The 26,664-nt window shown below is 49.2% G+C and carries 34 protein-coding genes, 1 pseudogene and 1 riboswitch; of the genes and pseudogenes, 19 read left to right on the top strand and 16 right to left on the bottom strand.

Annotation, left to right across the window (positions count from 1 at the left end; genetic code table 11):
- Positions 1-161: 161 nt before the first annotated feature.
- Both AC0VYQ_RS08125 and AC0VYQ_RS08130 read right to left on the bottom strand, forming a co-directional pair.
- Positions 162-710: a DUF4256 domain-containing protein gene (locus tag AC0VYQ_RS08125; protein WP_475403361.1), complete on the bottom strand. Its 549-nt coding sequence runs from the start codon at positions 708-710 to the stop codon at positions 162-164.
- A 125-nt stretch (positions 711-835) separates the two neighbouring features.
- Positions 836-1,378 carry a recombinase family protein gene (locus AC0VYQ_RS08130; RefSeq protein ID WP_088837135.1) on the bottom strand — a complete coding sequence of 181 codons (543 nt, stop codon included), beginning with the start codon at positions 1,376-1,378 and terminating at the stop codon, positions 836-838.
- Positions 1,379-1,548: 170 nt separating this feature from the next.
- On the opposite strand from AC0VYQ_RS08130, the gene AC0VYQ_RS08135 reads away from it, so the two are divergent.
- Both AC0VYQ_RS08135 and AC0VYQ_RS08140 read left to right on the top strand, forming a co-directional pair.
- Positions 1,549-3,012, top strand: coding sequence for a SulP family inorganic anion transporter (locus tag AC0VYQ_RS08135; protein WP_214892253.1), 1,464 nt, complete (start codon positions 1,549-1,551; stop codon positions 3,010-3,012).
- Between the two features lie 18 nt (positions 3,013-3,030).
- Positions 3,031-3,450: a universal stress protein gene (locus AC0VYQ_RS08140; protein ID WP_029330103.1), complete on the top strand. Its 420-nt coding sequence runs from the start codon at positions 3,031-3,033 to the stop codon at positions 3,448-3,450.
- A gap of 78 nt (positions 3,451-3,528) precedes the next feature.
- Here AC0VYQ_RS08140 and AC0VYQ_RS08145 read toward each other — a convergent pair whose 3' ends face one another.
- From AC0VYQ_RS08145 to AC0VYQ_RS08155, 3 genes are read right to left on the bottom strand one after another with little or no spacing between them, the layout of a single operon-like run.
- Positions 3,529-4,068, bottom strand: coding sequence for a site-2 protease family protein (locus AC0VYQ_RS08145; protein ID WP_475403362.1), 540 nt, complete (start codon positions 4,066-4,068; stop codon positions 3,529-3,531).
- Positions 4,031-4,255, bottom strand: coding sequence for a site-2 protease family protein (locus tag AC0VYQ_RS08150; protein ID WP_475403363.1), 225 nt, complete (start codon positions 4,253-4,255; stop codon positions 4,031-4,033). The genes AC0VYQ_RS08145 and AC0VYQ_RS08150 overlap by 38 nt, the downstream gene beginning before the upstream one ends.
- A gap of 12 nt (positions 4,256-4,267) precedes the next feature.
- A complete protein-coding gene (locus tag AC0VYQ_RS08155; protein ID WP_475403364.1) occupies positions 4,268-4,627 on the bottom strand; it encodes a hypothetical protein in 360 nt (119 codons plus the stop codon).
- A gap of 106 nt (positions 4,628-4,733) precedes the next feature.
- On the opposite strand from AC0VYQ_RS08155, the gene AC0VYQ_RS08160 reads away from it, so the two are divergent.
- Positions 4,734-5,216, top strand: a complete 483-nt coding sequence (locus AC0VYQ_RS08160; RefSeq protein ID WP_475403365.1) for an NUDIX hydrolase — start codon at positions 4,734-4,736, stop codon at positions 5,214-5,216.
- Between the two features lie 60 nt (positions 5,217-5,276).
- Here the strand turns inward: AC0VYQ_RS08160 and AC0VYQ_RS08165 are convergent, their stop codons facing one another.
- Positions 5,277-5,903, bottom strand: coding sequence for an NAD(P)-dependent oxidoreductase (locus tag AC0VYQ_RS08165; protein WP_475403366.1), 627 nt, complete (start codon positions 5,901-5,903; stop codon positions 5,277-5,279).
- Between the two features lie 131 nt (positions 5,904-6,034).
- Between AC0VYQ_RS08165 and AC0VYQ_RS08170 the strand changes: the two genes are divergently transcribed.
- The 4 genes from AC0VYQ_RS08170 to AC0VYQ_RS08185 all read left to right on the top strand — a co-directional run bounded on the left by AC0VYQ_RS08170 (position 6,035) and on the right by AC0VYQ_RS08185 (position 8,733).
- The gene (locus AC0VYQ_RS08170; protein ID WP_088837142.1) at positions 6,035-6,448 is read left to right on the top strand and encodes an Rrf2 family transcriptional regulator; all 414 of its coding nucleotides are present in this window, start codon (positions 6,035-6,037) and stop codon (positions 6,446-6,448) included.
- 47 nt (positions 6,449-6,495) lie between these two features.
- Positions 6,496-6,882, top strand: coding sequence for a hypothetical protein (locus AC0VYQ_RS08175; RefSeq protein WP_088837143.1), 387 nt, complete (start codon positions 6,496-6,498; stop codon positions 6,880-6,882).
- A 96-nt stretch (positions 6,883-6,978) separates the two neighbouring features.
- Positions 6,979-7,671, top strand: coding sequence for an ABC transporter ATP-binding protein (locus tag AC0VYQ_RS08180; protein ID WP_088837144.1), 693 nt, complete (start codon positions 6,979-6,981; stop codon positions 7,669-7,671).
- Between the two features lie 63 nt (positions 7,672-7,734).
- A complete protein-coding gene (locus AC0VYQ_RS08185; RefSeq protein WP_475403367.1) occupies positions 7,735-8,733 on the top strand; it encodes an LLM class flavin-dependent oxidoreductase in 999 nt (332 codons plus the stop codon).
- A 39-nt stretch (positions 8,734-8,772) separates the two neighbouring features.
- Here the strand turns inward: AC0VYQ_RS08185 and AC0VYQ_RS08190 are convergent, their stop codons facing one another.
- Positions 8,773-9,501: an SDR family oxidoreductase gene (locus AC0VYQ_RS08190; protein WP_475403368.1), complete on the bottom strand. Its 729-nt coding sequence runs from the start codon at positions 9,499-9,501 to the stop codon at positions 8,773-8,775.
- 117 nt (positions 9,502-9,618) lie between these two features.
- Between AC0VYQ_RS08190 and AC0VYQ_RS08195 the strand changes: the two genes are divergently transcribed.
- Positions 9,619-10,065 (top strand): hypothetical protein, encoded by a 447-nt coding sequence (locus AC0VYQ_RS08195; RefSeq protein ID WP_475403369.1) that lies wholly within the window; start codon positions 9,619-9,621, stop codon positions 10,063-10,065.
- A 61-nt stretch (positions 10,066-10,126) separates the two neighbouring features.
- The gene (locus AC0VYQ_RS08200; protein ID WP_214891789.1) at positions 10,127-10,885 is read left to right on the top strand and encodes an SDR family oxidoreductase; all 759 of its coding nucleotides are present in this window, start codon (positions 10,127-10,129) and stop codon (positions 10,883-10,885) included.
- A gap of 156 nt (positions 10,886-11,041) precedes the next feature.
- Here the strand turns inward: AC0VYQ_RS08200 and AC0VYQ_RS08205 are convergent, their stop codons facing one another.
- The gene (locus tag AC0VYQ_RS08205; protein WP_029330159.1) at positions 11,042-11,425 is read right to left on the bottom strand and encodes a hypothetical protein; all 384 of its coding nucleotides are present in this window, start codon (positions 11,423-11,425) and stop codon (positions 11,042-11,044) included.
- Between the two features lie 159 nt (positions 11,426-11,584).
- Between AC0VYQ_RS08205 and AC0VYQ_RS08210 the strand changes: the two genes are divergently transcribed.
- From AC0VYQ_RS08210 to AC0VYQ_RS08240, 7 genes are all read left to right on the top strand, one after another.
- Positions 11,585-11,974: a hypothetical protein gene (locus AC0VYQ_RS08210; protein WP_239456893.1), complete on the top strand. Its 390-nt coding sequence runs from the start codon at positions 11,585-11,587 to the stop codon at positions 11,972-11,974.
- Between the two features lie 122 nt (positions 11,975-12,096).
- Positions 12,097-12,381 (top strand): hypothetical protein, encoded by a 285-nt coding sequence (locus tag AC0VYQ_RS08215; RefSeq protein WP_475403370.1) that lies wholly within the window; start codon positions 12,097-12,099, stop codon positions 12,379-12,381.
- Positions 12,382-12,411: 30 nt separating this feature from the next.
- Positions 12,412-12,894 carry a hypothetical protein gene (locus tag AC0VYQ_RS08220; protein ID WP_475403371.1) on the top strand — a complete coding sequence of 161 codons (483 nt, stop codon included), beginning with the start codon at positions 12,412-12,414 and terminating at the stop codon, positions 12,892-12,894.
- Position 12,895: 1 nt separating this feature from the next.
- Positions 12,896-13,600, top strand: coding sequence for a nucleotidyltransferase domain-containing protein (locus AC0VYQ_RS08225; protein ID WP_475403372.1), 705 nt, complete (start codon positions 12,896-12,898; stop codon positions 13,598-13,600).
- Between the two features lie 102 nt (positions 13,601-13,702).
- Complete coding sequence (locus tag AC0VYQ_RS08230) at positions 13,703-14,329, top strand: hypothetical protein (protein WP_475403373.1); 627 nt, start codon at positions 13,703-13,705, stop codon at positions 14,327-14,329.
- Positions 14,330-14,397: 68 nt separating this feature from the next.
- The gene (locus AC0VYQ_RS08235) at positions 14,398-14,721 is read left to right on the top strand and encodes an antibiotic biosynthesis monooxygenase (protein ID WP_088837154.1); all 324 of its coding nucleotides are present in this window, start codon (positions 14,398-14,400) and stop codon (positions 14,719-14,721) included.
- A gap of 271 nt (positions 14,722-14,992) precedes the next feature.
- Positions 14,993-15,130 (top strand): hypothetical protein, encoded by a 138-nt coding sequence (locus tag AC0VYQ_RS08240; RefSeq protein WP_214808289.1) that lies wholly within the window; start codon positions 14,993-14,995, stop codon positions 15,128-15,130.
- Between the two features lie 256 nt (positions 15,131-15,386).
- Here the strand turns inward: AC0VYQ_RS08240 and AC0VYQ_RS08245 are convergent.
- Positions 15,387-16,714, bottom strand: a protein-coding gene (locus AC0VYQ_RS08245) for an IS3 family transposase (RefSeq protein ID WP_475403374.1) whose coding sequence is annotated in 2 segments (ribosomal slippage) — positions 15,387-16,345 and positions 16,345-16,714 — 1,329 coding nt in all. Because the reading frame shifts where the segments join, the coding sequence is not laid out codon by codon here.
- A 114-nt stretch (positions 16,715-16,828) separates the two neighbouring features.
- Between AC0VYQ_RS08245 and AC0VYQ_RS08250 the strand changes: the two are divergent.
- Both AC0VYQ_RS08250 and AC0VYQ_RS08255 read left to right on the top strand, forming a co-directional pair.
- Positions 16,829-17,298: pseudogene (locus AC0VYQ_RS08250) on the top strand (transposase); the annotation flags it as partial.
- A 194-nt stretch (positions 17,299-17,492) separates the two neighbouring features.
- Complete coding sequence (locus tag AC0VYQ_RS08255) at positions 17,493-17,723, top strand: hypothetical protein (protein WP_475403375.1); 231 nt, start codon at positions 17,493-17,495, stop codon at positions 17,721-17,723.
- Here AC0VYQ_RS08255 and AC0VYQ_RS08260 read toward each other — a convergent pair whose 3' ends face one another.
- Both AC0VYQ_RS08260 and AC0VYQ_RS08265 read right to left on the bottom strand, forming a co-directional pair.
- Positions 17,724-18,947, bottom strand: a complete 1,224-nt coding sequence (locus AC0VYQ_RS08260; RefSeq protein WP_475403376.1) for a hypothetical protein — start codon at positions 18,945-18,947, stop codon at positions 17,724-17,726.
- A gap of 3 nt (positions 18,948-18,950) precedes the next feature.
- Entirely contained in the window at positions 18,951-20,171 is a 1,221-nt protein-coding gene (locus tag AC0VYQ_RS08265) for a hypothetical protein (RefSeq protein WP_214845732.1), read from the bottom strand.
- 203 nt (positions 20,172-20,374) lie between these two features.
- Between AC0VYQ_RS08265 and AC0VYQ_RS08270 the strand changes: the two genes are divergently transcribed.
- Positions 20,375-21,178 carry an alpha/beta fold hydrolase gene (locus AC0VYQ_RS08270; RefSeq protein WP_214845734.1) on the top strand — a complete coding sequence of 268 codons (804 nt, stop codon included), beginning with the start codon at positions 20,375-20,377 and terminating at the stop codon, positions 21,176-21,178.
- 575 nt (positions 21,179-21,753) lie between these two features.
- Here the strand turns inward: AC0VYQ_RS08270 and AC0VYQ_RS08275 are convergent.
- The 5 genes from AC0VYQ_RS08275 to AC0VYQ_RS08295 all read right to left on the bottom strand — a co-directional run bounded on the left by AC0VYQ_RS08275 (position 21,754) and on the right by AC0VYQ_RS08295 (position 26,634).
- A complete protein-coding gene (locus AC0VYQ_RS08275; protein WP_475403377.1) occupies positions 21,754-22,797 on the bottom strand; it encodes an NAD(P)/FAD-dependent oxidoreductase in 1,044 nt (347 codons plus the stop codon).
- Between the two features lie 77 nt (positions 22,798-22,874).
- Positions 22,875-23,600 carry an energy-coupling factor transporter transmembrane component T family protein gene (locus AC0VYQ_RS08280; RefSeq protein ID WP_475403378.1) on the bottom strand — a complete coding sequence of 242 codons (726 nt, stop codon included), beginning with the start codon at positions 23,598-23,600 and terminating at the stop codon, positions 22,875-22,877.
- Complete coding sequence (locus tag AC0VYQ_RS08285) at positions 23,566-25,131, bottom strand: ABC transporter ATP-binding protein (protein ID WP_475403379.1); 1,566 nt, start codon at positions 25,129-25,131, stop codon at positions 23,566-23,568. The genes AC0VYQ_RS08280 and AC0VYQ_RS08285 overlap by 35 nt, the downstream gene beginning before the upstream one ends.
- The gene (locus tag AC0VYQ_RS08290) at positions 25,128-25,706 is read right to left on the bottom strand and encodes an ECF transporter S component (RefSeq protein ID WP_214801718.1); all 579 of its coding nucleotides are present in this window, start codon (positions 25,704-25,706) and stop codon (positions 25,128-25,130) included. The genes AC0VYQ_RS08285 and AC0VYQ_RS08290 overlap by 4 nt, the downstream gene beginning before the upstream one ends.
- Before the next feature lie 99 nt (positions 25,707-25,805).
- A riboswitch (TPP riboswitch) is annotated at positions 25,806-25,904 on the bottom strand.
- A 91-nt stretch (positions 25,905-25,995) separates the two neighbouring features.
- The gene (locus AC0VYQ_RS08295) at positions 25,996-26,634 is read right to left on the bottom strand and encodes a 50S ribosomal protein L25/general stress protein Ctc (protein ID WP_088837163.1); all 639 of its coding nucleotides are present in this window, start codon (positions 26,632-26,634) and stop codon (positions 25,996-25,998) included.
- Positions 26,635-26,664: the final 30 nt, after the last annotated feature.

The raw sequence follows: 26,664 nt of genomic DNA on the forward strand, positions 1-26,664 counted from the left end.
TCGCGGTGCTCCTCTCGAAGGATAAATCAAGTATTCGGCATCGTGATGAAAGAAGTAATTGGAGTCATTAGAAAACTGCCCTCATCAAAAGGTTCCAGGAGAGGGCAGGGCACAATTTTTATAGTTCTTACCGGTCATATACCGAACCGGTTCACCAGAGATTAAAGCGTTAGACACCCGCGAAAGCCACGACTCGCATAATAGGAATCCGCTCCATTGTGATATATGAATACCGTACCATACCGGCGATCGCAATAAAGCGCACCTCCTTGGTCACGAATCGATGATGGCGTTGCAATCCAACTTGATGTTTTGAGGTCAATCGGTTCGAGTGCTTGCAGCATTCGGTATTGCGCTTCTGTCAATAAGCTGGCCCCCATCTCGGTTGCCAGTTCGAGCGCACTCGTCGCAGGTGAATTTTTTTTACGCTTCTCGCGGGCAGCCTGGTCATAACAGCAACTGCGGCGACCCGTCGGACTTTCCTTGACGCAATCAAAAAAGGTTAAGTCATCGGGTGCGTCCGGGTCCGTGACGAGATCCGGTTCACCACCGGTCTGTTCCATTCGTTTGAGAACCGCTAAGGCATCAGGCTGTTCCTGTAAGCGTCTTTCGACATTAGCCCAGTCGACATTCGGGTGCCGGTGCATCTGTTCCTTGAAGCGGGTTTCAAGTTGTTTCAGTAATGTCTGTTCTTCTTCCGTTGCAGTCATGGGGAGTACCTCCATTCTTCATCTACTCGTTACAGTCAGTATACCCACTTTCACTGTAAGATATGAAAAATCCGTGTTTCCTGTCACTTCGGAAGGAAACACGGATTTGATTAACAGCTCTCTAGTCATTGCTCCAAATAGCGGTAGAGCGTACTTTTGCTAATCCCCGTTTCCTGACGGATTTCAGCGAGGTTGTACTGTTTGCTTTGATACATTTCGATCGCCCGTTTGACATTGGCATCTGCTTTACGCGGGCGGCCCGTCTGTTTCCCGTCCGCCTTCGCTTTCGTCAACCCTTGGCGTGTCGTCATACTGACGACATCGCTTTGGAGGGCGACAAGATGTTCGACGAGTTCTCGAAACGAGTGCGTGAGCGGTTCGCGGGTATCGATTTGTTCCCGGATCGTCACGAGGTATGCTTGCTTTTGTTCGATTTGTTCAAGCAATTCAATCAAATGGCGTGATGAGTCAGCCAAGACATAAAGTTGCGAGACGACAACCACATCCCCCGTCGCCAGTGAAGCGATTAACTGTTCGAGCGCTTCCCGTCGTTTGGACGAAGCGTGTTCTTCGATGACTTGGCGTTCGGGTTTGAAGGCTTGAACGGCTTCCATTTGAAGGATACATTCCGGATCTTCATAAAACGGACGCATATAACTGATAATCATAAAATTCTCCTCACATCGTACACTAGTCGTAAAATCAATCGTCCCAAAACAGTTCCATTATGATACTTTAAGTGGTACGCTTAACGGACATTCAACGAAACCATCCATTCGGGTCCCCCTTAGTATACGGGAAACCCTGTAGGGGTGGAAGGAAAGGTGGAACGAAATTGATGAATTTGACACTCCGGGAACAGTGGTTCTCAAACATCCGCGGTGATATTTTAGCGGGAATCGTCGTCGCCCTCGCATTGATTCCGGAAGCGATCGCCTTCTCGATCATTGCCGGTGTCGATCCGATGGTTGGCTTGTATGCCTCGTTCTGTATCGCCGTCATCATCGCTTTCGTCGGCGGACGTCCGGGAATGATATCGGCAGCGACCGGTGCGATGGCACTCCTGATGGTCCCGCTCGTCAAGGAACACGGACTGGATTATCTATTAGCGGCAACGATTTTAACCGGTGTCATTCAACTCGTATTCGGTATCTTGAAGGTTGCCCGCTTCATGCGGTTCATCCCGAGAGCCGTCATGATTGGTTTCGTCAACGCACTGGCAATCTTGATTTTTATGGCACAAGTCCCGCACTTCGTCGGGATTTCAACGTTGACGTATGTCATTGTCGGCATCACACTCGCCATCATCTATTTGTTGCCGCGCTTGTTCAACGCGGTTCCGGCACCGCTCGTTGCCATCATCGTCTTGACGGGACTGACGATTTACTTCGGCTTCGACTTACGGACGGTCGGAGATCTTGGAACGATTGAGCGGTCATTGCCATCGTTCTTCTTACCGGACGTCCCGCTCACATTCGAGACGCTCGGCATCATCTTCCCGTACGCACTCGCCTTGTCGATCGTCGGATTGCTCGAATCCTTGCTGACAGCAACGATTGTCGACGACATGACGGGAACGGAGAGCGAAAAGAACCGCGAAGCACGGGGGCAGGGGATCGCGAACTTCGTCACCGGATTTTTCGGAGGGATGGCTGGATGTGCGATGATCGGACAATCCGTCATCAATGTTAAATCCGGGGGACGTGGTCGACTTTCGACGCTCGTCGCGGGACTGTTCTTAATGTTCTTAATCATCGTCCTTGGCAACTGGGTCATTCAAATTCCGATGCCGGTTCTTGTCGGGATTATGATCATGGTTTCAATCGGAACATTTGATTGGTCGTCCTTCACCTATATCCGAAAGGCGCCGAAAGCCGATGCAATCGTTATGTTGACGACGGTCATCACGGTCGTCGCAACACATGATTTATCAATCGGAGTCATCACTGGAGTCATCTTGAGCGCCTTGTTCTTTGTCGCGAAAGTCTCAAAAATCAACGTCATCAAGCGACAGGAGAAGGATCAGACGATTTATACCGTCCAGGGACCACTCTTCTTCGCTTCCGTCGATCACTTCATCGCATCTTTTGATTATGAGGTCCACGATACTGTGATCATCATCGATTTCTCATCGACACAAATTTGGGATGATTCAGGAGTCGGTGCCATCGACAAGGTAATGTTACGCTTGATGTCGAATCAGAATAGTATCACGATCCTTGGATTGAATCCGGAAAGTAAACGTCTCGTCGATCGCTTGGCGATTCATAACCGACCGGATTCGAAGTCCTCACCCCATTAACCTGAAGGAGTGATTTGTATGTACAATCATATTCTATTAGCCGTCGACGGTTCTGACCATTCTGTCCGTGCAGCGGAAGAGGCGATTAAACTCGCACGCTTGAACGAATCGAGCAAGATTGAGGTCGTCTTCGTCGCGGACTTCGCGAAAGCACGCGAAGAAGTCTTGCATTCGGAGGGGAGCGGAGCGCTAGAAGTCGCACGGCGACGAAAGCTCGGACCGGTCGAAGAAAAGCTCGAAGCGGCAGGGGTGTCCTATTACGTTACAATCCTCCGCGGGGAACCGGGGCCGGCCATTGTCGAGCATGCGAATCAGCAGCCGACGGATATGACGATCATCGGTAGCCGCGGGTTGAACTCGCTTCAGGAAATGGTCCTCGGCAGCGTCAGCCATAAAGTCGCGAAACGCGTTAAAAGCCCCGTCATGATCGTCAAATGACCGGACGAGGGGATATGCTCTAAACAAAAAACAGACCACTTTGTTGCCGTTGCACACAAAGTGGTCTGTTTTTTGATTTTAAAGGCGCATGCCCGGAGACAGATTGACGACGCGGTAAAGTATGAAGGCACCGACCAACAGAATCGGATACGTCGTCTCGATGTGTTTGACGAATACAATGAGAATCGGGACGGCAATCAATAGGCCGAGCAGGACATAACTGATTTTGAGTAATCTGCGCTCTTGTTGCCGCAACACGGGAAACCAACCTTCAAACAGCAGCAAAAGCAGTTGTCCGCCGTCGAGCATGATCAGCGGAAGACAGTTCGTCAATCCGAGAAAGAGACTCGTCGCAGCGAGTAACTGAAGCAGGACCGTCACGGTGTAAGGACCGTCCGGCAAAAGAGACGGCAGACTATCAAACAGGAAGTGAACCGGATACGTGACCCACGGTGTTATCAGGTGATACCACCCGGCCACTAGAGATTGTGCCGGATTCATGATTTGCAGGACCGAGAGACAAGCAAGCGGGACGAGGACGATGCTCATGATTAGTCCCGAAGCGACGAAGACGATCCGTCTAGCGCGATTGACAGCAGCGATCAACCGGTAAGACATAACCTCCGAGTAACAGCAAACAAAGCTGGTAGGTGACTCCACGGTATGTTGTCCGCGCGAGAACGGGACCGAACCCAACTGACAGGGTGCGGACCTGTATCCGGACGAGCTTGGCACCTGCGACGTGCCCGAGTTCATGGAGGAGCGTCGCCAGCAAAAAAGTCCCCAATAATACGAAATACGACATGATCTGCTCCTTTTAACGCGTTAATTGTTCTTGAAAGATGAGACGAAACTTCGGACGAACGTCGATTTCCACCGTTTGGATGACTTCGTCTTGTTCCAGAGTCAGTAAAATCCGTGCAGCTTCCCGGTCGTCTTGAATGATTTCAAATGACGAAAGGACCTCTAATGAGATACGCGATACCAACCGACCGTCGGAACGCTGATTGACTTGAAGGGAAAACTGACCGCTTGACGGTGTCAGGCAAACGATGAACTGTTCGACGGCATTCTGAAAGCGGTACGTCGATTCGTCGTAATAGAAGAGCGGAACCGGTTCATCCGGTTTTACTGAAAATAAGGACAACAGATCTAGTTCTTCAGGAAACGACTTCACTAAAATCCACTCCTTTGGTAAAATGAACTAACTTTCATATCATACAATATTTTACAAAAGAGGGTACAGTGAAATTGGAAGCAATTGTAACGAAGGAGGACAACTAATGGGATACATAACAGAATTAAGAAAATTCATCGGCAGTCGACCGATTATCAGCGTCGGTGCGACAATCCTCGTCATCAATGAACAAGGACAACTTTTGTTCCAACACCGTTCCGATACAAACGATTGGGGATTACCGGGGGGCTCGATGGAACTCGGGGAAACATTAGAAGAAGTCGCGATCCGGGAATTATATGAAGAAACGGGACTTGTGACGGACAAGGTCAAACTCATTGGCGTCTTTTCCGGACCGCGCTACCAGTTCACATATCCGAACGGAGACCAGACGGATAGTGTGATCAACCTGTTCCACGCGCACGAAGTCACGGGGACATTACAAATCAATGATGACGAAAGTTTTGACTTGGCATACTTCAGTCAAGATGCGCTCCCGGAAAAAATCGAAAAACGGGCACATGCCCTACTACAGGAGTCAGGTGCCGCGATTTGGGAATTACATCACTCTTTTGAAGTAAAGGATTAAACCAAGCATGACAAAAAAAGCGCCCGGCGTCCTTTTGAACAGGACGTCGGGCGTTATCTGTTACTTCGAGACGACTGAAATGCGCTCTTTATCATGGCGATTGTGTTCGACCTCATCCGCAATGGCGACGGCATAATCGGCGTAACTGATGTAACTGTCACCTGCTGCATTAACGGTCAAGACGTCTGAAGCGAGTTGGTACGTTCCTGTCCGTTCACCTTCCGGATCGAAGAAGGCTGCCGGACTGACGAACGTCCAATGTAAGTCGGTCGCCTGTTCCAAATCAATCAGGTTAAGCGTCTGACTTTTCGCCGTCGGAAGGTATGCTTCCGGGAAATCCGGTGTATCTGCCAAACGTGTCGTTTGTTCCTGGTCGACGAACAGGCTGCCGGCGCCACCGACGACGATTAAACGCGTTGCCGTTCCTGACAATGCCTCCATCAAATGGCGACCGAGTTCGACATGCTGCAGTTCATCTCCAGGCGCCGCGCCAAAGGCATTGATGACGACATCGAATCCCGACAGGTCGTCCTTCGTCAATGCAAACGCGTCTTTTTCGAGGACGGAGTCGTGTGTCGTCCGGGTTACATTACGGACGATTGCCGTTAATGCATGACCTCTTTCTGCTAATTCTTTTAAAATGGTTCGTCCTGCTTTCCCACTTGCACCGATGATCGCAACTTTCATCTCACATCTCCTCCTTTTAAGTTTATGTAGCATGACACTTGTAATCATTTTAGTTACAAAAATTTATTCTGTCAAGGAAATTGACAAAAAAACATCCCCTCACTAAACTGAAGATATTGGTGGTGAAAACAATGATCAATAGTCGACTAGCGGTCGCAGTGCATATACTCGCTTTAATCAGTTCAAGTGAAGAACAACCGATGTCTTCCGAAATCATTGCCGGGAGTGTCAATACGAACCCTGTCGTCATCCGTCGCCTGACCGGTCTCCTGCGAAAAGCAGGACTGCTCAAGACACAGGCGGGACGGACCGGTGCAATCCTGACACTAAAGCCGGAAGACATCACATTGCTGATGGTCTATCGTGCTGTTGAGCCGAAAGAAGACTTATTCATGATGCATGAGTCCCCGAATCCGAATTGTCCGATCGGCCGCGAGATTCAAGGCGCGCTCGAGACGACGTTCAGCCGGGCTCAACAGGCGTTAGAAGCAGAACTCGCAGCAGAAACGTTAGCTGATGTCGTCCATCGTCTCATTCCGAGATGATGGTGGTCGTGTCTGGATTTGTAAACGGATTCAAAGGAGGATAAACGATGCGCTTAGTCAGTTACTCTGCTGTGAGTGTCCTTTTATCGTTTTTATGTTTTACGGGTTATGCGCTGTTAAACAACTTAGAAAATGAATTTCTTTATCAATTTGGAACGTTTGCCGTGACACTTTTTTCATTTTTGTTCGGGATTCCCATGTTATGGATTGCCGGGCGGTACCCTTTACCGTTACGTCTCCTGATTTATCTGACGACGTTGACCTTCGCCATTCTCTTGTTTATCGGTGGTTATCAAGCGTTTGGTCAATCATCCATCGATATCCAACTGAACGTGCTCGGAATCGTTCGCTTTGCCGTCATCGCCTGTCTGTTTTATGTGATTCCGTATGAAGTCTGTGCAAAACGGGTTAAACGTCCCTCTGTCTCGACGTAAAACGATCTTTTTTTAAAGGTCGTTTTTGTTTTGCAGGATTTTCCAAATATATCACGAATTCCATTCAGGACAAGATGAATTTAAGGAGGAAATCAGATGAAGGATACATTTCAGTGTCAGGACATCGGTAAATCATTTTCAGGGGACGGTATCGAAACGAAGGCACTTGACGCCGTCAATCTGACGCTCGACGCAGGTGATTTCATCTCAATCATCGGACCGTCTGGATCAGGGAAATCGACGTTACTCAGTCTGATCGGGACACTTGATCGACCGACGACAGGGCAGCTATTGTATGGCGACCGCCCGATCAATCAGTTGAAGAGCAAAGAACTGTCTGATTTCCGGTTCGAGAACGTCGGATTTATCTTCCAACAGTTTCATTTGATTCCGACGTTGACGGCACTTGAAAATGTGATGGCTCCATTGTTCGGACGCAAAGTTTCCTATGATAAGAAGGAGCGGGCACTTGCCTTACTCGACCAAGTCGGTCTTGCAGAAAAAGCCAGCTCGTTGCCGTCCCAGCTCTCCGGCGGACAACAGCAGCGTGTCGCCGTCGCCCGGGCACTCGTCCATGAGCCGAAGTGGCTCCTCGCGGATGAACCGACGGGGAACCTCGATACGGAAACCGGGGAAATCATCTTTCAACTTTTAAAACGGTTGAACGCTGAAAAAGGATGTGGCGTTTTGTTCGTCACCCATGACCCGGAGCTTGCTGACCGCGCCAATCGAAAAATCGAGATGAAGGACGGACTTGTCATCGAAGATTCGCGACTCGTCACGGTCTGACGGAGCACCGATTTTGTTTTCGGACGGCTGACCCTTTACACTTATCAGTAAAGGAGGCGACGCATGATGCGACTTGGCATACTCGATCAAGTCCCGCTCCACGAAGGGGATACGATCGAACACACGATGATTCGAACGAAACGACTCGTCGAAGCAGCAGAACAGCTTGGTTATGAGCGTTACTGGTTCGCCGAACACCATAATACGAACGGTTTACTTAGCGCAGCGCCTGAATTATTCATTGCCCGGATGGGGAGTGATACAAAAACGATTAAGCTCGGGACGGGTGGCGTCCTGTTACCGCAGTACCGCCCGTTAAAAGTCGCGGAAAATTTTTCGACGCTCGAAGCCTTTTATCCGGGACGGATTGAACTTGGTATCGGAAGCTCTCCAGGCGGAAGTGAGCGGACACGAAGTGCCTTGACGGACGGGGAAGCGAATAAGTATTCTGAGTTCCCACGCTTGATGGATGAATTGTCCGGTTTTTTAACTGATTCGTTGTCCGCAAAACATCCGTTTCGCATCGTCAAGACGACGCCGCGCCTCACGCGAACGGCACCCCTCTACCTGCTCGGCCTGTCACCGAACAGTGCACGGCTCGCGGCAGAGCGGGGGATGGGGCTTGTCTTCGGTCATTTCATCAATCCGGACCGCTGGGAAGAGACATTACGGACATACCGCGAGCAGTTCATTCCGAGTGCGCAGTTCAAGGAGCCGACGGTCATCGTCTGTGTGTTTGCGATCTGTGCCGAAACGACAACAGAAGCAGAACAGTTGGCGACGACACAAGATGCCTGGATTCAAGGGATCCGGCTCGGAAACTCGATCGTCCCGTCGTTTGATACCGTCGGGACGAAGGACTGGAACCCGGAACAATTAAAACGGATCCAACACGACCGGCGCCGGACTATCGTCGGAACGGCGACGGAAGTTGAAGCAGCACTCGAACAGTTGGCAACCCGGTACGGGACGAATCAATTTTTGTTAATCAACAATGCTTACGACCAAGACAAACGGCTCGAATCGTACCGGTTGATCGCCGAACAGATGATACAGCACTAAAAAACGGCCGACGATGTGTCGGCCGTTCTTGTATACTCCTTATTTTTGTGATGTCGGACGGATCAGGATTTCATTGATTGACACATCATCCGGTTCACTGACCGCATAGTTGATTGCCCGAGCAATCGCGTCGGCATCAATCGCCTGGATGTTGCCGATCCCTTGTTTGATGTCTTCATCCGTGATGTGGTCTTTTAGCTCCGTATCGACGGCTCCCGGTGAAATGATTGTCGCGCGAATGTTATTGTCGACTGATTCTTCCTTCCGGAGACCTTCCGTAATCGCACGCACGGCAAACTTCGTTCCGCTGTAGACAGCGCTTGACGGCATGACTTCGTGACCTGCGACGGACGAGATGTTGATGATATGCCCTGATTTTTGTTTTCGCATGTACGGAAGGACAGCCCCGATTCCGTAAAGAACCCCTTTGATGTTGACGTCAACCATCGTATCCCACTCATCCTGCTTGTTTTTATGGAGTTGCGACAACGGCATCAGACCGGCATTGTTGACGAGGACGTCGACTGATCCGTACGTCTCCTGAGCCAGTTTCGCGAGTTGCTCGAGTTGCTCCGTCTTCGTCACGTCCGTCACTTGATAGACCGCTTGACCACCGAGCTGCTCGATTTCTTCTTTTAATGCTTGCAACCGATCTTCACGACGTGCTGCGAGGACAAGTTTTGCACCGTTCTTCGCAAGTAACTTCGCTGTTGCTTCACCGATACCGCTTGATGCACCTGTAATGATGACGACTTTGTTTTCAGCCATGATTGATAACCTCCTGTAGTAGTTGCTTCACTGATTTATGCTCACTGTTGAGTTATTGCCTGTTTTGCTGCAGGACAAACCTTCGGATGACACTTATGAAAAAAGGAGCTGGTTCGTATGAAACGACGGACGATTCGTTTAATCGTCATCTTACTTGTGATTGGATTGATTTTCATCATCGAACCATTCCGAAATCAACCGCCGCTTCCTGACGTGTCGGTCGGAAACCAAACGATCCCGACGCAGCAAGGGTCCTATTGCTGGCATGGTCTCATACGGGGACAATGTGTCGACTATGTCTATACGACGCCGCTCGAAATGACAGAAAAATTGAAGCCGACCGTGGTCCGACCGGAGTCACCGATTACGATTGCCTTTCATGACGGTCCTGCGCCGGACGATTTAAAAATCGAACAGTGGCAAGATGCAGAGACGATTCAGACGGTTCCGCTGCAAGACGAACAACTCAAAGCACCTGATGCGCGCGGAATCTATGTGTATCATGTCCTCGCTGATTGGGAGCAAGGGGACGGGAACTCGGCTTTCGTGATTGAAGTGAAATGACACGTCGAAACGGGTAAAGACGAGTAAGATCGTCGTGTTTAAGCAGAGAGGATGAAAAAACATGAGACTCGAAAACAAAGTTGCCATCGTGACCGGGGCGGCGTCCGGAATGGGCAAGAGCATCGCGGAGCGGTTTGCAGCAGAAGGAGCACGTGTCATCGTGTCTGACATTCAGCTGGACGGGGCAAACGCAGTAGTCGCGGCGATTGAAGCAGCCGGCGGGACGGCGACCGCCATCAAAACGGATGTCACGTCTGCTGAAGCGATCAAACAACTGTTTGACGAGACGTTAGCGGCTTACGGACAACTTGATATCCTTGTCAACAATGCCGGAATCATGGACGGGATGGAAGGGGTCGACGAGCTGACCGATGAACGCTGGGACCGCGTTCTCGCCATCAATACGACTGCCGTCATGCGGACGATGCGGCTCGCGATTCCCTTATTTCGTGCACAAGGTTCCGGAAACATCATCAACAACATCTCAATCGGTGGACTAAACGGAGCGCGTGCCGGTGCTGCGTACGCCGCCTCCAAACACGCTGTCGTCGGTCTGACGAAAAACACGGCGTTCATGTATGCACAAGAAGGGATTCGCTGTAACGGAATCGCGCCCGGTGCCGTCGAGACGAACATCGGACAATCGATGACGAACATCAGTGAGTTCGGGATGGGACGGACGATGCTCGGGATGGGCTTGAACCCCAGAACCGGACAGCCTGACGAAATCGCACAGCTCGCTTTGTTCCTTGCATCAGACGACGCGAGTTTCATCAATGGGGCAATCGTCGTTGCAGACGGCGGATGGAGTGCCTATTAGGCCGATAAGACGAGAGCATATACTATAATAGGGCAATGGGCTGTAGCGTAATCAAGATGACGGACATCCCCGTCATCTTTTAATTTGTCCGAAAGCAAATAACGCTTGTTCAGTCCGATTTTTTAATAAAATACATAAGAAAAACGAATCTCACTGTTAACGATCAACAGTAAAAATCCGTTCGCGGACAGTCGTTGTTTTCAATTGTTTCCGGGCATCAATCGAGTCACGGATATGTATAATGTATTGTCGTCCTTTCCGATACCCAGAGCGAGGCGGTTTAATCCGCAACTCTTTCCCATCGATGACAACGAGTTCATTTTGCATCCGTTCCCCCGTCGAATCCGTGACGGTAACGGTTCGGTTCGAAACTTGATCAGCGCGGAGTCCATGTGAAAATTCAATGTCGAATGTATGATACGTCGAAATCGAACGTGTCCGTGATTTGAAGTGCGGGTCGTCTGTTCGTGCTTCAAGGGAACAGTAACACCCTGTGAAGACTAAACAAACAGTCAGGATAATGGAAAATAACGGTTTCAAAACAAGGCCCCTTTCGTCATTTACTTCATTTTAATACAAAATATGGTAGTATTCAATCCGTCTCAGGACGGAATACTAAAATTTTTTCTTCAAGGAAGGTGGAGTGGGGTGGTATACTCGAAAGCGAGAGAAAGGCAGTGAGAGCGTATGACAGAAAGCATGAGAGAAATTATCGTCTCCATCCGGACAAGTTATGATTTTAAAGCAGACCAGGGACGTGCCGTCCGCGTCGTCGAGTTTCACGGGCGTCGGACGACGACGATCGACACCATCAAACAATCGACACCGAAGCGGATGATTCTGCTCGAGATGATTCGGGCCGTCAATTCATTTAAAGAACCATTCCATATCATTTTTAATGTCGAATGTAATTTCGGCTTTAAATATTTGAATGATGAACGCAAGTGGGAAAACCGCGATCTTGGTGATACGTTTAACGAAGCAATCAAGCAAGGTGGACACACGTTCGAACTACGTGACAGTTCATTTTACGAAGGTGGAAAAGACCTGCAAAAATGGTTACTCAACATCTTAAAGAAAGCAGACTGAGTCGGTCTGAAGGGGGGGTTCTATCGTTACCGATAGGATTCCTTTTTCTTTAGGACTCCCATGACTTACTAATATGTGGTAAATTTGTTGGAAGAAACATTTGTTTAAGAGGAGGAACACCCTTGAATCGCGTATTGCGTCAGTTGAGCCCTGTCGTCGTCAGCTCTTCGAGCCTCTATTTGATTGTCTCGAGTCTCGTCCTGAGCGGCTATTTCCGAACCGTCGTTACCCATCCATTCAGTTGGTTGTTTTACACGGGGATCTTGTTGTCGGCATGTTCGATAGTACTACTCAGTCAAGTGCGACACGTTCATACTGGCATCCTGCAAATCGTGTTAGTATGTCTGCTGCTCGCGATGACCTTACTCATGACGGTGATGTATGGACTAGAAATCATCTTGAACTGACTTAAAACTTACATGAAGAGGTGTGTACAGATGAACAAAGAAGACCACCAACTTGCGAGAAAACTTTTAACGACCTACTTAACCGGAACCCAACTCTCGACGATTCACTTGGCTAGTTTCGTCAGCCTGGATTTCATTAATCTCTACGATGCGATGAACCCGGAAATTTCGTTACGGATTGAAACCGATCGCCTCTATTACGGAGACGTCGAATCATCAAAAGATTGGGTCGTCCGTCATATGACGAAAGAAGAGATGTTGCATCTGATCGTCACCTTACATACTGAACGAATCACTGGTGTACGCATCGGAAAAACGATTCCGCACCTTTTTCTGACATTCAGTTCCGGGAAGACACTCGTCGTCAACGGCTCGGACACGTATTACGATTCCTGGACAGTCGATTTACGGTTGAACGCCGAAGCGACGGCCTCAATCGTCGCTGTACCGGGAGATGAAGTGGCCGTTTTCGCCAGTGATAACGCCTTATTCCAAGATCGGGTCATGGAGTGATATGAATCCAGAAATTCTTACACTGACGAATGATTTGGTGGCTGAACGATTCCCTGAATCCTTAGCTGCAATGATTGCCGGCAGTCATGTCCGCGGACGGGCGACAACAACGTCTGACATCGACCTGATTGTCCTCATGCCAACAGGAGCACGCACCTACCGGGAGTCGTTTCTGTATGAAGGATACCCCGTCGAAGCGTTCATTTACACGGAAGCGACGATTGCCGACTTTTTCGAAGCGGATCGCGCACGTCGACGCCCCTCGCTGCAACGGATGGTCGCGGAAGCGGTGCCGGTCCGGGTGCATCCATTCGTCGACCGGTTGAAAACGGAAGCGTCGCGCCAATTGCTTGCCGGACCAACGCGATGGACGGTTGAACAATTAAATCTGAATCGCTATTTTTTGACGGATCTGCTCGATGACTTCATCGGGGTAGAGGACCGGACGGAAGGACTTGCCATCGCAACACGTCTTTTCGATCAAGCAGCTGCCTTTCACTTAACGGCATCCGGACGCTGGCTCGGTCAAGGAAAATGGTTGCCGCGTGAACTCGCCGCCCTCAGTCAAGCAGATGCTGACCGATTCACGGATGCTTTCGAACGTTATTTCCGTCATGATGAGAAACAACCGGTCATTCAGTTGATCGAGACGTGGCTAACACAACATGGCGGACGACACTTTGATGGATTTTCCATCGGGACATAAGACCTGCTCTTGTTGCGACGAGCAGGTCTTTGTTATGCTAAAGAACTAGACGAAACCATCAATCGGTTGAACGGACCGTCGCTTACACAAGGAGAGAATTGCATGAAGAAACAACTTGTATGGCTCATCAGCAGTTTCCTCGTCGGGATCGGTTGTTTCTTATTTTTACAACACGACAACCATTCCGCTGCGTTCCAGGATTCGGTCCCAGAACTGACACCGCAAGCGGTCGTCGCGAGTTTCAACAAAGATGCGACCATTCAGCTTACGACGAAAGAGGTCTACTGGACAGAAACATTAAGCGACACGCAAGCGATCGCTTATGCAGAGACGCAGACGACGCGCTATTTGATTGTGTTACGGCGCAACGAGGCAACGCACGTCGTCACTCACGTCACACGCCGTACCGTACACGACGGACAAGAGTGGGCGGAAGCGGATGTCATCGATACGGACGCCGGCCGTTTCCTGATTGTCGTCGGTGAAAATCACCGTCGCCTGATTGATCATTTGACGGTAGCACCATTCAAGGTTGCAGTCACGAACGGGGCAGAAGAGACCCGTGCCATCGAAGCGATGACGCGTACATTTGACGTCGCAACGAAGGAACGGTTCCATACGGTGCAAAAGCTCCCACAAGCTTTTCCGAAATCACTGTTCTTTGATCTCCACGCGGTGGACGCCTCAGGCGCAGAACGGTTCCGCTTCCTGTCGAACAGCATCGACTGAAGCATCAAGAGTGGGCACTCGTCTTCTCGTTCGGTATACTAGTTGCAGTGAACAAGGGAGGAATCGGTATGTGGATTGTAATGAATCAACTACGCGTCGTCAAAGGGAAGTCCGATCAAGTTGCGGCGCGCTTTAAGACGACAAAAGGGATTGAACAGATGGAAGGATTTATCCGGATGCAAGTGCTCGTCGATATTAGTCAGGACGAACACGATGTCGTGACGATCATGACGACATGGGGAAAACAAGCAGATTTCCACGCTTGGCAAGCGAGCCAAGCATATAAAGGCGTCCACAAAAAACGAGACGCTGGGACTTCTGAAGTCAAACCGCTCGTCCTCTCCAATGCCGTGACGGAATATGCCGTCGTCGCCGATCATCCGCATCTCTAAAAAATGCCTGACACCCGTTCTTCGGATGTCAGGCATTTCAGCGTGTAGACAAACTAGATGGAAGGTCACTTGAATGTGATTTCCCATCTTTTTTTGCTCTCTCTTTCCTTCCTAATCGTCTTCCTGTGGCAAACATCACGCCGCTTCGCTTCGCTGCAGGGTCGCTCCTGTTTGCTTTCCACTAGGAAGCGATTAGATCGGAAATCGAGGCTTTTTTAGATTTCTTTCATATTATAAAGTAAAAGAAATATACCACGAAGGAGGGTTTCCCATGATGGGAAAACGAAATCAACCCCATCGTTCTGAAAACATCACGGTCACACTCGAACAATTGGTTCCTGCGGACCACTTGGTCCGCAAGGTCGATCTGGTGATGGACTTTCAATTCATCTATCCATTTGTATCATGAGTGTGTTCCTGTATCTTCTACAAAAATATGTAAAGCCACTGAAGACGATTTTATCTTCAAATCCCTTGATGGTCTTTGCGGCAATAGGAAGAAAAAACCGTTCATTTTAGTCAATCTTTCGTTTTTAAATAAAACATAAAAAAAGTGGTGTTTTCGAAATCGAGAACATCACTTTTTTATTAGAATGAAACAAGAAAAAGAAAGTCTGAACTGAGCCCTAGAGTTTGGACAGTTTAATAAAAGCACCCTTAACGTATTAAGCTGCTATGAGATGGCTTCGGTATTGTACCGGAGTCATCTTTTGTAGTTTCCATTGTCTTCGTTCGCTATTGTAATAATCAATGTAAGCATCGACCATGGCACAGACCTCATCGAGGTCAGATGCTAATTTATAATCGACATAATCTTTCAAGTGCCCAAAGAACGATTCGATCGGGGCATTATCCAGGCAGTTTCCTCTACGGGACATGGATTGAAGCATTCCCATCTCACGGATGCGTGTTTGATAAGCAGGATGCGTATAATGGAATCCTTGATCGGAATGTATCATGGCTTCCGGGTGTATATTCCCTTGAAGTCGTTCTGCGAGTTTATTCGTTGTATGAAGGACTAGTTCCATATGGAGGCTTGTAGATAGATGATGTGCCATAATTTCACGTGTAGCGACATCCTTCACACAAGAGAGATAAACAGTTTGACCAGATCCAATACGGAGATAAGTGATGTCTGTGACGAATACCTTACCAGGCTCATCTTGATCGAACCGACGGTTCAAGTGGTTCGGTACAGTCTTATGTTCATATGTCGCTTTAGCGATTTTACGATAAGCGTTCTGCCTACGGATTTTCGTCACGATTCCAAACTTCCTCATGATACGCAAAATACGTTTATGATTCATCGGTCCACCAATGACATCAAGCATCTCCATGTAAAGACCACGATAGCCGATTTTTCCCTTGTGACGATCATGAACACGTTTTAGAAGTAGGTAGTCCGCATAGTCGCGTTCTTCCCGAAGGGAAACACTATCCGTACGTGCGAGCCAGGCGTAATAACCACTGCGGCTCACTTCAGCGAGCGTACATAGGTCCGTCACGAATCGGCCCGATGATTGTTTCCGTAAGACAATATTGATTGCCTGATAGCGCTCAGATGCGGTTAGTTTCGATACTTCGCCTCTCTTTCGAGAGCGTCGAGCTTTTTTAGTAATTCGTTCTCCGCTGTGAGGTACTTGATTCGTGCTTCAGCTTTCGCAAGGCGTCGTTCGACGGAATCATCTTTTTTCGGTCGACCTCCAAGATTTGATTTTCCACGTCTCTCATTCAAGAGTCCTTCTTCTCCATAAATGCGATAGGTCTTCCGCCATCGTTTCAACGCTTCGTTCGTTGTTCGCTTACCGATCATGTCCAGGTCAAAGCCGCTTTCTTCAAAGATTTGTATCGGTCGCTTACCAGCTAAATTCTCACGTACAGCGTGAATCTTAAATTCTCCTTTATATTGAATCGTACGATCTGATACCGAGGCTACGTGAAGATTCGCTTCAAGTTGTCTGATTTGATCTGGATTGAAGGTACGTCTGTTCATGAATAATTCTCCCGTCTAAATTGAATAGATACAGTATATCGATATCTTTAAACACAAAAAACCCCGAATGGGGTCTTTTATCAAGTGTCCACCATTCAGGGTTCAGTTCATTTACTTCTCAGACAGCGTATTTTGCCAGTCTTCCCCTACACCCGCCCAAGGGTATGTTCAAAACGAATGCCTTCTACTATGATGCGTATTACGATTGCTATCTCTGTGAAAATGATCAGCAGCTTGTCTATCGAACAACTACACGGGAATGAAGACGGGAGTACGTATCAGATCCAAAAATCTGTGAAACTTGTCCATTTCTAGAACGGTATACGAAAAGTCAGACGATGCAGAAAGTGATTCATCGGCATGTCTGGCAAGATGCAATCGACGAAGTCGAGCGCCTTCGCCACACACCGGTTAATAGGCAGCTGTATGCCCGACGAAAAGAGACAATCGAACGTGTCTTTGCGGACGCGAAAGAAAAGCATGGCATGCGTTGGACTCGCTACCGCGGGTTAAAAAAAGTAACGATGCAGACCATGCTCACTTTTGCTGCCCTGAACCTCAAAAAATTGGCCAATTGGTCATGGGATTCCAGTCGGAATCCTAATGGAGTGTCATATTTTTTACGCATACATAAGACAAACCCTCATTTCCAAGTGGATATGAGGGTTTGTCTACAGTCTGAAATGCCTGACACCCGTTCTTCGGATGTTAGGCATTTTACATGTTCTTTCGCAGAAATGGGTAAAAGAGTTAAAACGGACAACAGAGGTGAGACAGCATGACGCGACGGAAACTGATTGTATCCGGTATGACCGTAGTGTTCGGCATGGTATTGATTCTCGGTTTTTTACTGTCAGGCGGATTCGTCTATCTTTATTTCTTTGCCATCCTGATCGGTTGTGCCTCGTTTTTGCGGGAACCGCTGTCCCGTGCAGAATGGTCGCAAGAAGGCATTGTCTTCATCCTCGTATGTTGTCTCATTTATGTCACCCAGCATTTTTTATTCTAATCAGTTGATCTGATAGGAATCGAGCAGTAAGTCCCGTGCTTCCGGCGTCAATTTAAAGCTGATTTTCCGCGTCCGGTCTTCAAGGTAGATATCCGTCTTTTTGACACGTCGGTCGAGATAGATTCGATACTGTTGTGCTTGATCTCCGTTAAAGAGCATCAAATAGGACCGCTCTGCGAGTTTTCCCTTTTTCTCCGCGACCTGACTCTGCTTGATCAATCCGGTCAACGTCTTCATTTCCTCGACGGATGTCATCAGGAATTCCTGCTCGCTCAATTCGTCATATGGCGTTTTTTGTGTGTAGTCGACCTTTGGAAACGGACGGTCATGAAAAACGGCATGGCGGGGGGACTCCGAACTGTCGTCGTCATCCGGTAGCAGCTTGATGCCTGGCGGTAGCTCGGACTCCTGTCTGACGGTCAACGTATAGCGCGACCGTTCTCCTGATGTCGTTGTTACCTGTAGCGATCCATACTCACCCTGACTGTTCGGTTCTGCCGGTGTAAAGCGTACCTTGACTGGTTTTTCCGCCTCGATAATCGACGCTTCAAAAAGAAGATTGATCCCATCCGTCAGCAGGTGCGGACGAATCTGATGTCGGTCGTCCATGTACGTCTTATCAATAAATACGAAGTGCGGTATCCCGTGAGCAAACGGCGTCAATTCCATCACATTCGTGACGGTTGTTTCTTTCGTCTGATCATTCGTCGCCCGGATGACGAGGTATCCCGTCGTCGGCAGTGTCAACTGCATTTGCGACTTGCGAACATGATCGACCAGATGGCTGTACAGTTGACGATTTTTCGGATCAATGTTCTTGATTTCAATCTTTTTCACCGGTTTCTTCAAGGCTGAAGTTGAAAACGATTTTTGTTTTTTCGTTAACGAATGAAACGTCGGCAGATGCCGCATGTCATCACAATAAAGGTATGGTTGACCGTCCGCCTCGATATACGTCGCCCGCGTCCCTTCGATGAACAGTCCGATGTTGACGAGCGAGACGTAATAATGGTCACCCACGGTATACTGTTTTGGTGGCTTGACCTTTTTTTGATGACAGACTTCTTGAATCAGGCTCCCCAGTTTCGGATCGGCACTTTTGAAGTCGCTGACGTTTAACGTATCGTAAAGGTCCGGTACATAGCTGAACCGGACCGGTTCCGGATCTTCAGCACAGCCACTCAAGAATACTAGGCAGAGGGCCAACACGAACCGTATGCGCATATCTCATTCCCCCTCAATCTGTTCCGCGAGCTGTGCAGCCAGCTCACCTGACAATTTTGTACCTTTTTTCGAGGTTGTGTCTTGCAGGTAGACATCTGTTTTCTGGGCACGCTTTTTTAAATACACGGTGAACGTTTGTGTTTTCCCCTTGTCGACGAGTGTTAAATACTGAAGCGACGGTTTATTTCCTTGCGGTTGCTCGAGGGTGACCTGTTTCAGTTCGTTCGCGAGGGCAAGTGATAATTCATCCGGCATGATACCAATTTTGCGGATATTGCCTTCTTGCAGGGACTCGATCGTCGGGTGGAGGAAACCTTCGATTCCGTCATTGCGTTCTTCATCGTCCATTTCGAATAACTTCACCTTCTGATAAACCGGTTGATATCGTAAGGACAAGGTTTTTTCTTCTACATCGCCCAGCTCATTTTTTGCGCGTAACGTCACATACGGAATCGTTTGATTCGCCGTAAGTGTCTCCGGTAAGGGATGATACGTCATGTCGACTTTTTCCTGATCATATGTCGTCATTACGATCCGGTCCTGCAGGTACCAACCGGGACTTTCGAAAGTAATCGAATGATATATCGCATTTGCTCCGTTCCCGCTCGGACGCGTCGTCAAATAAAAGTCTGTCGTCTGGTTGATGAACGAAGTCGGGACATCGACGAGCACGTGCTCTTTGTTGTTCTCTGTCAGGATGACGAGTACCTGTCCCGCAATCGGCATATGTAAGTTATGGAAGGGTGCGAGACGACGGCTGAAATCACCCTCTGTTTTCGCTTCACGATTTTGATTCGCATGGCGTGTCAGTTGTTTTTCCGTCACCGGGAAAAATGTCGGCGTCTGCAAGGGCGTTTTGTCCGTTCCTTGGTCTACCTTCACCCACGGATGGTCTTTCGCTTCGACCGGATGAATTTTTAATTGATGCGTATCCCGCGACCGGCAGGCGAGGTACAGGTTTTCTTTTTCAGCGAGATAAAAGACCTCGGTTTGAGCTCCATACATTTCAAGCGTTTTTAAGGAAAAGTACATCTCATATGTATTAAGGATCCGGTAGGATGAGGGCAGTGCCGTCGTCTTTTTATTCTTGCACGTTTTTAACAATTGTTTTTTCTCTTTCGTCGCTACATCGTCTACGAATTGCCGATCGGTAAAACGTTCGACTGACCAGTACGCCGGTACGGACTCAAGCTTCAATAAACGTTCTTGACCGCACCCGGTCAAGACGAGACTGCAGGCCAGTCCTAATGCCAGTGACCATGATTTAATGACAATCCCCCCCGTCGTTTTCTACTTATTTTACCATATCTTTTTTCCATATTTTATCTATTTTTCATTTCACTTTAACCTTAAGATGTTAATAATCTATCAGAACGGGGTAATACTCAATCATGCACGGATTTCACTACTACACGGGGGTTATTCAAATGGGTACATTCATTCAAGCAGTTGACGGAACTAAAATTTATGTCGAAGATGTCGGTTCAGGACAACCGGTCGTCATGTTACACGGATGGCCAGCGAATAACAACATGTTCGAATATCAAAAGAATGCCTTGCTCGACGCCGGCTACCGTTACATCGGGGTTGATTACCGCGGCTACGGCAAATCGGATGCTCCAGCCAGCGGATATGATTATGCAACGATGGCATCTGACATCGATCAAGTCATCACGCAGCTCGAACTGAAAGACGCAGCGTTACTCGGCTTTTCCATGGGTGGCGGGATTGCGTTACGCTATCTGCTCAACCACGGATCAAGCAAAATCTCGAAATTGATTCTTGCGGGTGCTGCAGCTCCGGTCTTCACGCAACGGGAAGGGTACCCGTACGGGATGACAAAAGACGAAGTCGATGACTTGATTGCCGATACGAGAAAAGACCGTCCGGCGATGCTTGAAGGATTCGGAAAAATCTTCTTTGAACAAGACCATTCAGAACCGATGACACAATGGTTCCACAACTTAAGTGTCGCAGCCTCTTCTCACGGCACGATTTTATCGGCAATCGCCTTGCGCGACGAAGACTTACGGGATGAATTGCCGCAGATTGACGTCGAGACGTTAATCATTCACGGTAAAAAAGACAAAGTCTGTCCGTTTGAATTTGCGGAAGAAATGCAAAAAGCAATCCCGAACTCACAGATCGAACCATTTGAAGAGAGCGGGCACGGGACAGTACTCGATGAACGCGAAAAATTCAACGATACATTACTTGCTTTCTTAAAATAATCAAAGACACGAAAAACAGCCATCGCAAGTATGCGATGGCTGTTTCAGATTGTAGACAACGTGCAATCGGGAGAGAAAGCGTCTTTTTTCGTTGCTTTCCTCGGGCGAGGCGAAAGCCGTTGCTCCTTGGTCCTAGCGGACAACGAGCAGGGTCTTGCCTGCCTCTGAAAGTGCGTTTTTAACGCACTTTCAGAGGCAGGAGTCAACGAAACGTGACGCTTTTTAGGTAATACCGTGAGGGAAATCCAGGCATGCAGACGGCTTAGAGCGCAATCCGTCTCGAATCGCTTTTAAAGCGAAAAGCAATCGGTCGCGACCCTGCAGCTTTGCTGTAGCGGCGCGGAAGTTTGCCGCTTTGAAGACGAGGCGAGACAGGGGAGCGCGAACGAATTGCATCTCGATATCGCCTGTTCATGCTTCACAAGAGTTTGTCTAAACACAAAAACAGCCATCGCATATTTTTGTGTCTAGATTGAGGAATGAATACCTCTCTGTTTTAGGAGGTTCCACATGCAGACACCTTAGTGCCCGTTTCGCCTTGAACCGAACACCCAGTTCATTCGAAATTCGAGTTCTTATGTCGTATAACTTTTGATGAACCGGCGATCGATCCATTGTTTCAAACGCCAGCTCAAATGATTCGTCTGATAGTGTCGTCCGTAAAGCAAGGTCCCTTGCTGATGTCCCATCGAAAGAATCGTCAAGTAACGCGTTTGCGGCCGGAACGTCCGCAAACGTTCCTGATTGACGAAACGAAGGAGATTCTCAAGCAAGACCGGTGCTTGCCGGACGGCGGTTACACCGTTCTTCGGTGTGTTCGGATATGCGGCGAGCGTCGCACAGTCCCCGACGGCAAACAGAGAAGGGTCCTCGAGCGACTGGAACGTCTCGTGAACGAGCAAAAACCCGCGCTCATCACAATAGAGGCCGGATGCCTTAAACAAATCCAGCGCTGACGCGCCACCTAAAAACAGGACGGCATCTGCTTTAAATGATTGGCCCGACTGGAGCCGGACGGTTTGCTCATCAAGAGAGAGGAACCGGTCGACGATGCGTGTCACGCCCAGCGTATCCAACCGGTCAAGGATGCTCGCTTCTGCCGGGTGTCCTGCGAGGAGCGATTCATCATGGACGAGTGTGACCGGACAACCGTCCGATTGGAATGAGGCGGCCATCTCGATTGCAGCAGCACCGCTCCCGACGATGACGGGCGACGATGCCTCTTTAAACTGACGGAGCGCCTGATCGATTTGATAATTCGGCTTGATTGTGACGCGTGACGTTGCATCTGAGACATTCCAGTCATTCGAACCGATGTTACACGATACGACGTCGTAAGAAATGATTTCGCCTGACTGACAGAAGACTTGTTTCGTTTGCGGATCGATGCGCGTGACACGGTCCTCCATCAATGTCTTTCCGTGACGCGCACAGAGTGCTTTGACATCGACCCGGGTCTCCTCGAGTCGATACGTGCCGTCCGCAAGACCGGAGAACATTCCTGAATAATACTGATAACGGGACGGATTGATGACGATCCATTCAACATCCGGATGCGTTCCTTCCTTGATACATTCTAAATGGGCATGACCTGCCCCGACTAATACGATTCGTTTCAAACCTTCACCTACTTCTTTAAATTAACTGCTTCCGAAACTATGATTCCCTGAATCCGTCTGCGTTAATCTAATGAATGTCATAGGACAATCCGAAGCAGGCTCGCCACGAGACAAACCAGACAAAAAAACACTTGGTCGTGACGCGTCACGACCGGACGAACATAATACGTCCGCTCGGCCTGAAACCGACGCGCTTCCATCGCAATCGCGATTTGTTCCGAACGCATGATACTGTTCGTAAAAAGCGGTAAACTGATGGCGAAAAACGTCTGCCATGGCCAAATCGAGTGCTGTTGGCGGACCCGCCGTGCTTGACAGATTGTTCTTATTTCCTGCTGGAAGATCGGAATAAAACGAATCCCTGCTAAAAAGCCGTATGCGAGACGGTCTGGAAGGCGGCACTGATGAATCAGGCTCATGACGAACCGGGTTTGGTCGGTCGTCGCGATGAACGTCAAACTGAGGAAGACGAAGGCGAGCATCCGCAGTGCGATCAACCAGGCGTGACCGATACTTTCTTCCGTCACGCGAAACCAACCGAATGACCAAACTTCCGTACTGCCTTTTCCGAAGGCTGCCATCATCCAAAATGTCAGCAAGAACAAGACGAGGTAGGGGGAGACCCGTTTGGCGAGCATCAACAGTGACCAACCGGAGCAGCCCAATCCGACCGCAGCGAGTAAAAGTAAGGCTATCGTTTCGCGTAACGTCGGTGCCGCAATCAAAAGCACCATCACATACAGGAGGGCACCGAGCTTGAGTGCCGGATTAATACGCGCGAGCGGGGAGTCGTTTTCCTGCACGACGTTTCACCTCCTCGAGTTGCTGATACAAATACGATAACGGACGAGAGAGTTGGTTATGCTCGAGTAACGTCTCGTCTTTAAACAAAGTGTCCGGTGTGCCGTCGAACTGAAGTCGCCCGTCACCAAGGACGAGGACCCGGTCGGCATACTGGTGGACCAGCTCCATGTCATGCGTCACCATGATCAGCGTCGTCCCGTTTAATCGCGCCTGCTCGAACATCTCGATGAGTTGACTTGTCGTCTCGGCATCTTGACCGAACGTCGGTTCATCGAGCAACAGGACGTCTTTTGGCTCTAACAACATCGTCGCGACGCTGAGCCGTCGCTTTTGACCCATGCTCAGGGCGAGGGGCGACTGACGGGCGACATGGGTTAACCGGTAGGATTGCAACGCCGTTTCAATCCGCTCCGGCGTCGGTGCATCCATGCTGATTACGAGCTCGTCTTCGACCGTCTGCTTGAGAAATTGGAGCTCTGGCTGTTGAAAGACGAATCCGACGTGTCGGTAATAGCTCCGACTTTTCCATGCCCGCAGTTCTTTTTCGAACAAGCGGACCGTACCGCCTTGCGCCGGAATCAATTTCGCCAGTGTTTCGAGCAACGTGCTTTTCCCGGCACCATTCGATCCGACAACCATGATCCACTCTCCGCCGTGTGTTGCAAGCGACAGGTCGTCGACAATCACTTGCTTACGGCGTCCTAACGAGGTACGCGTCAGCGCGAACGTATTGTCGTGCCGAACCGGAGGACGGATGTTAGTCACTTTTCGTAACCGCCCCGCCTGGGAAGAAGCGGGGGGCACGGTTTCCAGTTCATACGGGTAGAGGAGCGGTGTCGCAATGCCGCGTCGTTCAAGTTCATCGCGATGCTGACCGAAGACATCAAGCGGCGGACCATCGCGTAAAATCGTTCCGCCGTGATCGAAGACGAGCACCCGGTCACTGAACGTCACACAGCGGTCAAGCTGATGTTCAATCAGAACGAGCGTCAACGTCCGGTCGTGATGGAGTTCCTCAATCAGCTGCATCAAAACCCGATGTCCTGCCGGATCGAGTTGCGCCGTCGGTTCGTCAAGCAATAGAATATCCGGCTCAAGGGCTAGGACGCAGGCGAGGGCGAGTCGTTGTTTCATCCCTCCTGACAGTTGCATAATCGGTGTCGTCAGCGGCACGTCCAGGCCGACACGTGCCAGTACGGCGTCAATCCGGTCATCCATCTGACTGCGGTCGACTGAGCGATTTTCAAGACTAAAGGCAACTTCCGCTCCGACGGTCTGCATGCAGAACTGGTCGTCCGGATTTTGAAAAAGGATTCCGACCGTCCCATTCGTTTTGCAGTGGCCGCTGACATCGGCTTCAATCGCGTCAGGTAATAAACCGGCGAGAACATGTAAAAACGTCGTTTTCCCACTGCCGCTCGGTCCGACGAGCAACGTCGTTTCCCCTTCGTGTAGCGTCACCGTCACGTGGTGCAGGACGTTGTCATGTTGCCCCGGATAGCGGACAGACAAGTCGTTACAATGAATCATGCCGCATCCGGTTTCTGCCGCTTACGCCCGATCGCATAACCGTTCAACGTCCCTGTCTTGACGAGCGCATCGACGATGACTTTTGCAAGTAATCCACCGAGCAATGCACCGCTGACGAGTTGAAGGGAAAACGTCAACAGAAGTGTCGTCGTCGTATAGTAGGCGAAACCATTGACGACAAGACTATAGACCATACTGCCGATTGCGGCGAACATTCCGGATAGAACTAACGTCATTGTGTTGAACTTCCGGTATCCGAAGAGGGCAAAAGCGATTTCGGCACCGATTCCTTGAGCGAAACCAATCAATAAGGCCGATAATCCGAAGTGACTCCCCGTGAATAATTCGACAGCCGCGGCGACGACTTCTGCAATCAGTGCTGCCCCGGGCTTTTGAATGATGTAGGCGACAAGCGGACTCGCGATGACCCAAATCCCGAACATCCAGTTCGATCCGACCGGTCCGAAGATCGCGGAAATCGGTAACCACAATGTCGACCACCCTAAGTAGAGTACCCCGCAAGCAACCGACAACATCATCATGACGATGATTTCTTTCATTTTCCAACTGTTCATGTTCCTATCTCCCTTTGGCACAACCACCAGACAAACAAAAAGACCGCCCTCTATGAAAGAGAGCGGTCGCTGAATCTGCAAACATGCAGAAAAATTGAACGAATTACCGCTCCACTTTCCTACGCTAGTATGAACTAGATCAGGTTCAAAGGGTCCGAAGTGAATCGTCTCAGCCAATGGGCTCCCCTAGTGGATGTGCATATAATGTGTACGCTATTTACTGTACCGACTCTACTGACAGTTGTCAATACAGATAAAAAAACCCTCCGCGAGGGGAGGGTAAGAAAAATTATTCTTTTTCTTCCGTTTGTTCTTCAGTAGAAACTTCTTCTGTCGCTTCAGCTGGTTCTTCAGCATCTGCTTCTTCGAGATCCGCTTCAAGTGTCGATTCGACGACGGCAACGACTTGAATGTCACCTTCCGTAACGATACGGTATTCTTTTTCTTCCGGTAAATCCGAAACCGATAGAGAATCACCGAGGTTAAGATTTGTCACATCGACTTCGACGCGTTCCGGTAATTTATCTGGTGTAGCTGCAACTGTTACTTTAAAGAGTGTTTGTGAAAGATATCCACCAAGTTTTGCACCAGCCGCTTCGCCGACGAGGACGATATCTGTTTCGACTTCTGTTTCTTCATCCATTTTAACAGCGATGAATTCAACGTGCTTGATTGTTGGTGTGAAGATATCCATATCGAGTTTGTTGATCAGTGTGTTGACTTTTTTACCACCGATTTGAAGTGCAACAAGTGCATTCTCACCATGTTCACGAACGACTTTGATCAATGCTTTTTCGTCAAAGGCAATCGGTGTACTTTCCACTTTGTAACCATACACGACACCAAGAGCTTTTCCTTCATGACGTAATTGCTTTCTAAGTGAGCGTGGGCGTACTTCGCGTTCTTCTACTTTTAATGTTACTGACATGTTCATTTCCCCCTTGAATTTGGTATAGCC

This window comes from Exiguobacterium sp. QJM3NY_9, assembly GCF_056173545.1.